Source organism: Actinopolymorpha sp. NPDC004070, from assembly GCF_040610475.1.
In the GTDB taxonomy this organism is placed as follows: Bacteria; Actinomycetota; Actinomycetes; order Propionibacteriales; family Actinopolymorphaceae; genus Actinopolymorpha.
In genome coordinates this window covers 41,254-47,312 of the sequence record NZ_JBEXMJ010000024.1, presented here as the reverse complement: position 1 = coordinate 47,312, position 6,059 = coordinate 41,254, and the positions used below count along the sequence as shown (strand labels likewise).

The window sequence follows — 6,059 nt, the reverse complement described above, 5'->3', positions numbered from 1 at the left end:
CGCCAAAGAGAACCGCACCAACCGCCGCTGAACCAACCGCCAGGGGGTCAACTTTCCCGAACCCGCGCGGGGTCAGTTTTCGCGAAGCGTTGACAGGTGCTGCTGGACGCCGTCGCGCTGCGCCCGTGGGGCAGCGCGATCTTCCGCCTGCTCGGTCGCCACGGCGAGGTGTTCGCGCAGTTGCCCGATGCCCAGCACGAGGCGCTGGTCCGCAGCTACGTGTCGACATGTACCGCGCGCCCGCTCGCTCCGGAGATGCTGGACGCCGTGGTCGAGCCGTGGCTCGGTGAACCCGGCCAGGCGGCGTTCTACCGGCAGCTCGCCCAGGGCGACCAGCGGTTCACCGCGGAGATCGAGGACCGGTACGCCGAACTCGACCTGCCCGTGCTGGTCGGCTGGGGTGCGCAGGACCAGTGGCTGCCGGTCGAGCACGCGCACCGGCTGGGCGCGGCGATCCCGGGCGCCCGCACGGAGGTGTTCGAGGGCGCCGGTCACCTGGTGCAGGAGGACGCACCGGGCAGGCTCACCGGCGTACTCGCCGACTTCCTTGCCCGCTGACTTCCGGCTCGCTGACCAGACTGCGTCAGAGCAGTACGCCGAGCAGGGCGTCGCACACGTCGCGGACCAGTGCCGGCGCGACCTCGTCGGTGCCGCCGCCGGCCAGGGTCTCGTCGGCCCAGGCGTCCACCACGGCCAGCGCGGCAGGGGCGTCCAGGTCGGCGGCCAGCGCCTCGCGCACGCCCTGCACCACCTTCGCGGCGTCGGCGCCGCCCGGCCGGAGCGCGGCGGTACGCCAGCGGCTGAGCCGGTTGGTCGCCGCGGCCAGGCCGGCGGGCGTCCACTCCCAGTCGTCGCGGTAGTGGTGGGCGAGCACCGCCAGCCGGATCGCGTTGGGGTCGACGCCGTCGCCGCGCAGCCGGGAGGAGAAGACGAGGTTGCCCTTGGACTTCGACATCTTCTCGCCGTCCAGGGCGACCATCCCCTGGTAGACGTAGGAGTGCGCGAACGGCGCCTCGCCGGTGAGCACCTGCGCGGCCGAGGCACACATCTCGTGGTGGGGGAAGATCAGGTCCGAGCCGCCGCCCTGCACGTCGAAGCCCATGCCGAGGTACTTCAGCGCGATCGCGGCGCACTCGACGTGCCACCCCGGCCGGCCGCGGCCGACGGCGGTGTCCCAGGCCGGCTCGCCCGGACGTTCGTGCCGCCACATCAGGGAGTCCAGCGGGTCGCGCTTGCCGGGCCGGTCGGGGTCACCGCCGCGCTCGGCGAACAGCGCACGCATGTCCGCGGCCGACAGCCGGGACACCTGGCCGAACGCCGGGTCGGCCGTGACCGGGAAGTAGATGTCACCGTCGACGTCGTACGCGCCGCCGCGCCCGCGCAGCACCTCGATCGCCTCGACGATGTACGGGATGGCCTCCACCGCACCGACGAACTCCTCCGGCGGGAGCACCCGCAGGGCGGCCATGTCCTCGCAGAACAGGTCGGTCTGCCGCTGCGCCAGCGCCTGCCACGGCTCCCCCGTCTGGTCGGCACGCTCCAGCAGCGGGTCGTCGACATCGGTGACGTTCTGGACGTAGTGGACCGAGAGCCCGGCGTCGCGCCAGGCCCGGCCCAGCAGGTCGAACGCCACGTAGGTGGCCGAGTGGCCGATGTGCGTGGCGTCGTAGGGCGTGATGCCGCAGACGTACAGGCGGGCGTCCGGTCCGCGAGCGCTCAGCCGGCGGCCGCCGCTGGCCTGGTCGTGGACCATGGGCACCTGCCCGGGTCCGGGAAGCTGGGGAACCTCGGGAGCCGACCAAGCCTTCATGGTGTTCGAGCCTAGCGGTCCAACATCGTCAGAACACCGGCCAGGGCACCGACGGCCAGCCCTCACCGGGCTCGCGGAAGGTCCGGGCGGCCAGCAGCCCGGTCAGGCGCAGGCGCAGCGCCACGATCTCGGCCGGCTCGATCAGCATCGCCAGCGCCTCGCCGACGCGGGCGTCGAGGTCGCTGTCGAGGCGTTCGAGCACCTCGACGTAGTCGTCGGGCAACGCCTGACCGGCCCAGCCCCACAGCACCGTGCGCAGCTTGTCGTCCTCATGGAAACACAGCCCGTGGTCGACGCCCCGCAGCCGGCCGTCGTCTCCGAGGAGGACGTGGCCGCCCTTGCGGTCGGCGTTGTTGACCACCGTGTCGAAGACCGCGAGCCGGCGCAGCCGTTCGTCGTCGGCGTGCACCAAGCTGACCTCGTCGCCGTCGCCGTCGTACGCGTCCAGCACGGTCAGCCATCCCGGCGGGACCTGCCGGCGGGGAACGACGTCGATCAGGCCGTCCTCGGGATCGTGGTCGATCCACAGCTGGACCATGCCCTCGCCGAACGGCCCGTCGCGCAGCACGGTCGGCGGCACGAGGTCCCAGCCGGACGCGACCGACAGCAGGTAGGTCGCCGCCTCCCGCCTGGCCAGGCTGCCGTGCGGGAAGTCCCAGAGCGGGCGTTCACCGCGGACCGGCTTGTAGACGCCGGCCGCGGTGGCACCCGCGAGCTCGATCGAGCAGTAGAACGTCGCGTTCGACGCCTGCACCAGCCGGCCCTCGACGTTCAGCCGCCCCTCGCGCAACAGCTCGAGCACGTCGACGGAGTCCTCGGGGATTTCCTGGGCGGCGCCCTCCGGGACGGCCCCGTCCGGGGTCACGTCGTCGGGAGTGTTCACGTCGCCCGCTCCCCGTGTGCGCTCCACCGGTCAGGCCGAACGTCGGTAGCCGTTGAGCCGCGGGCACAGGTGCCCGTCCGGGTCGAGGGGGTTGCCGCAGAACGGGCAGGGCGGGCGCCCCTGGGACACCACGGCCATGGCGCGGGCGACGAACGCCCGGGCCTGCGCGCCGGTGATCCGGACGACCAGCGTCTCGGGCCCCTCGGCGTCGGGCTCCTCGTCCACCGGCGGAGGCGGGTCGGCCTCCTCGTCGGTGACTTCGTACGCCTCGATCACCACGCGTTCCTGCTCGGTGTCCCACGCGAGGCGCAGGGTGCCGACCCGGAACTCCTCCACGATGGGCTGGTCGAGGGGTTCGTCGTCGGAGAGCTCCGCGGGCGCCACCGCCGGAATCACGGCGTCCCCGCCGGACAGGCGCAGCACCTCGTCGAGCATCGCGTCGACGCGCTCGGCGAGGACGGTGACCTGTTCCTTTTCCAACGAGACGGTGGTGAGCAGGTCCGCCGAGCGGGCCTGCAGGAAGAAGCTGCGCTGGCCGGGTTGTCCGACCGTGCCAGCGACGAAGCGTTCCGGAGCTTCGTGGTGGTGAACGACACGGGCCATTCCTCAGACCCTACGCGGTCAGGCTGACGACTCGCTGGACGGCCGGGCCGTACCGCCGCGTCCGGGTCCGGCAGAGGAGCCGGCGGGGGTCGCCGAGCCCGCGCCACCACCGACCGCGGCGTCGCTGTCGGCGGTGCCACGCCTGCTGCGCCGGCGCTTGCGGGCAGGCGGAACCAGCGCGGCCAGGTCGCCGCCGGAGTCGTTGGAACGCACCACGAACGAGCGCAGCGGGGTGTAGCGGATCACCGACACCGAGCACGGGTCGACCACGATCCGCTGGAACTGGTCCAGGTGCAGGCTCAGCGCGTCGGCCAGGATCGCCTTGATGACGTCGCCGTGGCTGACCGCCACCCAGATGGCGTCCGGACCGTGCTCGGCCTCGATCCGGGCGTCCCACTCCCGGATCGCGCCCACCGCCCGATCGGCCATCGCCCGCAGCGACTCCGCGCCGTCACCGGGGAAGTGCACCCCGCTCGGATGCTGCTGGACGACCTTCCACAGCGGCTCCTTGGCGAGCTTCTTCAGCTCGCGCCCCTCCCAGTCGCCGTACCGCACCTCACCCAACCGGGCGTCGACCACCGGGGTGGGCCTGCCGTCGGTGGCGCTCACCACTCCCGCCGTCTGCTGGCAGCGGTCGAGCGGGCTGGTGACGATGCCGGTGACGGGGATGCCGGCCATCCGGGTGCCGAGCTTGTCGGCCTGGCCCCGGCCCACCTCGTCCAGGCCCAGTCCCGGCGTCCAGCCCGCGAGGATGCCGTCGGCGTTGGCCTTGGTGCGTCCGTGCCGGACGAGGAAGAGGGTCGCCATGGCGTCGAGCCTACGAGCCGTCGGCAACCGTCGCGGCGCCGGGCAGCTACCACGCGTAGCACCTGGCGTGGGCGAACAGCGAGTACCAGGGGCAGGCGTCACAATAGGCGGCGATGATCGTGGACTGCGGTATCTACCGGGACGGCCGTCGGGTGGACAGCCCATCCGACATCGGCGGCGCCGTCGCCGCCCTGCGGTCGCGCGACGACACCTTCTGCTGGCTGGGACTGCACGAGCCCGGCGAGGACGAGCTCAACGAGGCCGCCGCGGCGTTCGGGCTGCACCCCCTCGCGGTGGAGGACGCGTTCAAGGCCCACCAGCGGCCGAAGCTGGAGGCGTACGGCGAGGTTTCCTTCGTGGTGCTGAAGACGCTCACCTGGCCCGACCGGCGGGCGCCGCTTCGGGTGGGTGAGCTGAACATCTTCGTCGGCCCGCGGTTCGTGGTGACCGTACGGCACGGACCGAACATCGACCTCCAGCACGCCCGGCACGACCTCGAGGAGCGGGCCGGACTGCTCGGCCACGGCCCCGCCGGGGTGCTCTACGCGATCTGCGACCACGTGGTCGACCGCTACGGCGAGGTGGCCGCCCTGCTCGAGGACGCGGTGGACGACGTGGAGCAGTCGGTGTTCTCCAACGAGCGCGTCGGCGAGGCCGCGGAGTCCATCTACCGGCTGAAGGCGCACGTGATCGGGTTCCGCCGCGCGGTCCGCCCCCTCGGCGCCGAGCTCGACCCGCTCGTGCGCGGCCGGGTCGCAGGCGTCGGCGAGGAGGAGACGGCGTTCTTCCGCGACGTCGCCGACCACGTGCTGCGGCTCTCGGACCAGGTGGAGTCGCAGGACGACCTGCTCAGCTCCGTACTCAGCGCCCACCTCGCGAGGGTCGGCGTCCAGCAGAACGACGACGCGCGGCGGATTTCCGCGTGGGTCGCCATCGCGGCCGTGCCGACGCTGCTGGCCGGGATCTACGGCATGAACTTCGAGCACATGCCCGAGCTCCACTGGTGGTGGGGCTACTACGCCGTCCTGGGGCTGATGGCCGTGATCTGCGTGCTGCTGTACCTCCGGCTCCGCCGGGCCGGCTGGCTGTAGCTGTCGGACGTACGGCCGCAGCGGTCAGACGTACGGCTGCAGCACCCCGAACGCCAGCAGCAACAGCACCAGCGCACCCAGTGCCGCGCGGTAGATCACGAACGGCATGAAGTTGTGCTGGGAGATGTAGCGCATGAAGTAGACGATCACGATGTAACCGACCACGAAGCTCACGATCGTGGCCAGGATCGTCGGCCCCCAGGCGGGTGCCTTGTCGCCGCCGATGTCGAGGATCTCCAGCAGCCCGGAGGCGAAGACCGCCGGGATCGCCAGCAGGAAGGAGTACTTCGCGGCCGCCTCCCGGGTGTAGCCCATCAGCAGGCCGGCCGTGATCGTCCCACCCGAACGCGAGACACCGGGGATCAGCGCCAGCGCCTGGGCGAACCCGAACGCCAGCGCCTCCGGCATCCGCAGCCGGGTCAGCGGCTTGCGGTTGACGGCGATGGCGTCGGCGAGCCCGAGTACGACGCCGAAGACGATCAGCGTCACGCCGGCGAACACCAGCGAGCGGAGCGAGGTCTCGATGGTGCCCTGGAAGAGGTAGCCGAGAACGGCGATCGGCAGCGTGCCGACGATGATGTACCAGCCCATCCGGGCGTCGGGCTCGCGGCGCAGCTGGGGCCGGAACAACGACAGCGTCCAGGTGCGGATGATCGCCCAGATCTCCCGGCGGAAGTAGACCACCACGGCGGTCTCGGTGCCGAGCTGGATGACGGCGGTGAACGCCGCACCGGGGTCGCCCCAGCCGGGTACCAGCCCGCCCGCGATCCGCAGGTGGGCGCTGGAGGAGATGGGGAGGAACTCGGTGAGCCCCTGCAGGATCCCGAAGACCAGGGCCCCGAACCAGCCGACTGTGTGTTCCACG

General features: G+C 72.0%; 7 protein-coding genes. 2 read left to right on the top strand and 5 right to left on the bottom strand.

Translation table 11 applies throughout. From position 1 onward, the window contains the following. Nucleotides 1-96: 96 nt before the first annotated feature. On the top strand, nt 97-558 hold the full coding sequence (locus ABZV93_RS28590; RefSeq protein ID WP_354942022.1) for an alpha/beta fold hydrolase: 462 nt from the start codon (nt 97-99) through the stop codon (nt 556-558). A gap of 25 nt (nt 559-583) precedes the next feature. Here the strand turns inward: ABZV93_RS28590 and mshC are convergent, their stop codons facing one another. Genes mshC through ABZV93_RS28570 form a run of 4 tightly spaced genes read right to left on the bottom strand, consistent with a single transcriptional unit; the run spans nt 584 to nt 4,103 of the window. Further along, nucleotides 584-1,810 (bottom strand): cysteine--1-D-myo-inosityl 2-amino-2-deoxy-alpha-D-glucopyranoside ligase, encoded by a 1,227-nt coding sequence (gene mshC / locus ABZV93_RS28585; RefSeq protein ID WP_354942020.1) that lies wholly within the window; start codon nt 1,808-1,810, stop codon nt 584-586. Nucleotides 1,811-1,838: 28 nt separating this feature from the next. Continuing rightward, nucleotides 1,839-2,693, bottom strand: coding sequence for an SCO1664 family protein (locus tag ABZV93_RS28580; RefSeq protein WP_354942018.1), 855 nt, complete (start codon nt 2,691-2,693; stop codon nt 1,839-1,841). 30 nt (nt 2,694-2,723) lie between these two features. After that, nucleotides 2,724-3,296 carry a DUF3090 family protein gene (locus ABZV93_RS28575; protein ID WP_354942016.1) on the bottom strand — a complete coding sequence of 191 codons (573 nt, stop codon included), beginning with the start codon at nt 3,294-3,296 and terminating at the stop codon, nt 2,724-2,726. A gap of 18 nt (nt 3,297-3,314) precedes the next feature. Continuing rightward, a complete protein-coding gene (locus ABZV93_RS28570) occupies nt 3,315-4,103 on the bottom strand; it encodes a histidine phosphatase family protein (protein WP_354942014.1) in 789 nt (262 codons plus the stop codon). Between the two features lie 113 nt (nt 4,104-4,216). Here ABZV93_RS28570 and ABZV93_RS28565 point away from each other — a divergent pair, with 113 nt between their 5' ends. Continuing rightward, nucleotides 4,217-5,194 (top strand): magnesium and cobalt transport protein CorA, encoded by a 978-nt coding sequence (locus ABZV93_RS28565; protein WP_354942012.1) that lies wholly within the window; start codon nt 4,217-4,219, stop codon nt 5,192-5,194. A 24-nt stretch (nt 5,195-5,218) separates the two neighbouring features. Here ABZV93_RS28565 and ABZV93_RS28560 read toward each other — a convergent pair whose 3' ends face one another. Continuing rightward, a complete protein-coding gene (locus tag ABZV93_RS28560) occupies nt 5,219-6,058 on the bottom strand; it encodes an undecaprenyl-diphosphate phosphatase (protein WP_354942010.1) in 840 nt (279 codons plus the stop codon). Between the last annotated feature and the right edge of the window lies 1 nt (nt 6,059).